The organism is Clostridium sp. (genome assembly GCF_021443865.1).
GTDB lineage: Bacteria > Bacillota > Clostridia > Clostridiales > Clostridiaceae > Clostridium.
Genome location: NZ_JABUTB010000008.1, coordinates 1 through 3,502, shown reverse-complemented (window position 1 = coordinate 3,502; position 3,502 = coordinate 1). Strand labels below are relative to the sequence as shown.

General features: G+C 25.8%; 3 protein-coding genes and 1 pseudogene. 3 read left to right on the top strand and 1 reads right to left on the bottom strand.

Annotated features, from left to right (window positions below; all coding sequences use genetic code 11):
• The 3 genes and pseudogenes from HUJ77_RS02545 to galU form a co-directional block, all read left to right on the top strand.
• Positions 1-216: pseudogene (locus tag HUJ77_RS02545) on the top strand (glycosyltransferase family 2 protein); the annotation flags it as partial.
• Between the two features lie 21 nt (positions 217-237).
• A complete protein-coding gene (locus HUJ77_RS02540) occupies positions 238-1,128 on the top strand; it encodes a UDP-3-O-(3-hydroxymyristoyl)glucosamine N-acyltransferase (protein WP_291707002.1) in 891 nt (296 codons plus the stop codon).
• 126 nt (positions 1,129-1,254) lie between these two features.
• Positions 1,255-2,124, top strand: a complete 870-nt coding sequence (gene galU, locus HUJ77_RS02535; RefSeq protein WP_291707001.1) for a UTP--glucose-1-phosphate uridylyltransferase GalU — start codon at positions 1,255-1,257, stop codon at positions 2,122-2,124.
• Between the two features lie 63 nt (positions 2,125-2,187).
• Here galU and HUJ77_RS02530 read toward each other — a convergent pair whose 3' ends face one another.
• A complete protein-coding gene (locus HUJ77_RS02530) occupies positions 2,188-3,411 on the bottom strand; it encodes an O-antigen ligase family protein (protein ID WP_291707000.1) in 1,224 nt (407 codons plus the stop codon).
• Positions 3,412-3,502: the final 91 nt, after the last annotated feature.

The following is a 3,502-nucleotide window of genomic DNA, read 5'->3' as shown; positions in this document are numbered from 1 at the left end:
GGATACTTATTAACAATACTTCTATACTTAATTTTAGATGCTGTTTTTAGTATGAAAATATCTAGAAAGAAAAATTTAAAGTTATTTCCTTATACATTTATCACATTTCCAATATTACATATTTCATATGGAGTTGGATTTATATTAGGACTGTTTAATTTTTATATCTTTAAAAGTAAAAACATAGAAGAAAATAATAAAAAAATATCTAGATAATTAGAAATTAAGGAGAATTTTATGTTATTAAGTGAAGTAAGTGCTTTAGTAGATGGGTTATATATTTTAAAGGATGGAGAATTTACTAGTTTAGGCCTTGCAGTTGCAGACTGTGATGAAAAGATTCTTACCTTTATTGAAAGTGAAAAATATATAAAAAGTTTAAGTGATAAAATAACTGCTTTAATTACAACTAAAGAATTAGGTGAAAAGCTTAAAGATAGATATGGTATTATTATTTCAAATAATCCAAGAATGGATTATTTTAAGTTACATAATATATTATCTACTAAAGAAGGATATAAAAGAAAAGACTTTAATACTATAATTGGAGAAGGCTGTAAGATAAGCAAGTTAGCATCAATAAGTGAAAGTAATGTTGTAATTGGTAATAATGTTATTATAGAAGAATTTGCAGTAATTAGAGAAAATACTGTAATTGGAGACAATAGTATTATAAGAGCTGGTGTTATATTAGGTGGAGAAGGATTTGAGTATAAGAGAATTGATGGAATCATAATGAATGTAAATCATTGTGGTGGAGTTATTATTGGTAACAATGTTGAAATCCAATATAATTCTTGTGTAGATAAAGCACTTTATACCTGGGATAACACAATTATAGGAGAGTATTCTAAGCTTGATAATTTAGTTCATATAGAGCATGGAGTAAAAATAGGGAATAGATGTTTAATTGCTTCAAGATCTACCTTTGGAGGAAGAACAGTGTTAGGTGATGATTCTTGGGTAGGATTAGGTGCAACTATATCTAATGCACTTATTTTAGGCAATAAGGTTAGTATAAGTCTTGGTTCAGTAGTAACTAAGAATTTAAATGATGGGGATAATGTTTCAGGAAATTTTGCTATAAATCATGATAAATTTATTGAGTTTATAAAAAGTATTAGATAGATTAAGGGTTGAAAAGTTATAAAATAGTTCAATTTACTAATAGTGAATTGAACTGTTTATTTTATTATGGTAATATAGATATGTTATATTATGTAAAATATATATATATAGATGTGAGGGATAAATATGAAAGTCAGAAAAGCCATTATACCAGCAGCTGGCCTTGGTACTAGATTTTTACCAGCAACAAAGGCTCAACCAAAGGAGATGCTTCCTATAGTTGATAAGCCTACAATACAATATATAATTGAAGAAGCAGTTGCTTCAGGAATCGAAGAAATATTAATAATTACAGGAAGAAATAAAAAGTGTATTGAGGATCATTTTGATAAATCTGTAGAACTTGAAATGGAACTTGAAAAGAATCATAAAGATGATCTTTTAGAAATGGTAAGAAGTATATCTGATATGGTTGATATTCACTATATAAGACAAAAGGAACCAAAAGGATTAGGCCATGCAATATTATGTGCTAGAGCTTTTGTTGGAAATGAACCTTTTGCAGTTTTACTTGGAGATGATGTTGTTGATTCAGAAGTACCTTGTCTTAAGCAATTAATGGATTGCTATAAGGAATATAAGACAACAATCTTAGGAGTTCAAACAGTTAAGCATGAAGATGTAAATAAGTATGGAATAGTAGATGGAATCCATATTGAAGATAGAGTTTATAAAGTTAAAAAATTAGTTGAAAAACCAGCAATAGATGAGGCACCAAGTAATGTTGCTATACTAGGTAGATATATAATTACACCTCAAGTATTTGATATATTACAAAATACAGAGCCAGGTAAAGGCGGAGAAATACAACTTACTGATGCTCTTCAAACTTTAATAGAAAATGAAGCTATGTATGCATATAACTTTGAAGGAAGAAGATATGATGTAGGAGATAAGCTTGGTTTCTTACAAGCTACTGTAGAGTTTGCTTTAAAAAGAGATGATTTAAGAGAACCATTTATGGAGTACCTAACAAATAGGGATTGGAAAAACTAGTTTAAATATATTTTAGAGAATGCAATAAATAATAATTGCATTCTCTTTTTATTTTAATGTATTTTAAATATGTTTACTTTTTAATAAGTTGCTATTAAGTATTCCTAAAATTATAAAGAAGGAATACATTATCTTAATAGGACCATAGTAGCAATCAATAATATTCATAGCTTGAAAGCTTATAAAGCTAACAAATAATCCTAAAGACAAATCAATAGAATTATTATTTACTTTATACTTAGCAAGTTTATAAAAGGACCAGAGTGAAAAAATAATGAATAGTATAAATAGTATTGTACCAAAAACTCCTAGCTCTACTTGAAATTTTAATATTGCATTGTGTGGATGTAATGGAAGTAAGCTTTCTCTTACAAAATAAGAGGGATTACTATCTAAATAAGATTTATAATTAATAGAATAATTCTCATATCCTAAACCAAACAATCTATTTTTGTTGTTTATCATAATCTCTGTTAATTTCCATATTTTAAGCCTTGAATCATTTTGAGTCATATCTAAAACTGCAAAAAGTCTACCTCTTGTTTGAGGAATTATAAATAAAATTATTGGTACAAAAATAGAATATAATAAAAATCGCTTATTATATAATATTGCAAAAATAAATATACCTAGGATTAATGCTAATAGGGCATTTCTAGATTGTGATACTATAATATTAAATAATAAAAGTAATGTTGCAATAGAACTTATAATCTTCATTTTTTTATTTTTAACTTTTATTAAGTAGTTAATAAATATAAATAGTACTATTATACTATAAGCTCCAAGATTATTAGGATTTTCAAGGGTAGAAGCAATTCTATGATCCATATCAACATTATTCCCCATGATTTTAGTAGAAATAACTTGGAATATAGTTATTAAGCTTATAACTATAGATGAAGACAAAAATACTATTATTACATTATTGATAGAAGATTTCTTTAATTTGTAGGAAATAATATAAAATATAAATAGATACATTGAGAATCGAATACTATTTGTTAAAGTTACATATTTATTAAAAGCTCTAAACATTGATAAATACATTAATATATTTAACAAAATCAAGGTTATAAAAATTCTATCCTTTAATATAATATTCTTTAAATTTAGTATTAAGTTCTTTCGTTCTTCCGAAATGAAAATGAATCCTATTATTTGTAATAATAAAAGAGTATAAACTAATATATCTGTACTAAAGACTCCATAACTAGGAAGTATTGGGAAGAGAAATATGAATAGTAAAAGTAATATATAGGTTGACTTCTCATAAAATTTAATCATAAAAATACCTCTTAATATAATATATTATTAAAATGGGCTGTCGCACAATGTAAAATGAATAATGAAAAATGTAAAATTAAAGAAGAAACTC

Coding starts and splice junctions, on each gene's coding strand:
- HUJ77_RS02540 (WP_291707002.1), top strand. CDS start 238: ATGTTATTAAGTGAAGTAAGTGCTTTAGTAGATGGGTTATATATTTTA.
- galU (WP_291707001.1), top strand. CDS start 1,255: ATGAAAGTCAGAAAAGCCATTATACCAGCAGCTGGCCTTGGTACTAGA.
- HUJ77_RS02530 (WP_291707000.1), bottom strand. CDS start 3,411: ATGATTAAATTTTATGAGAAGTCAACCTATATATTACTTTTACTATTC.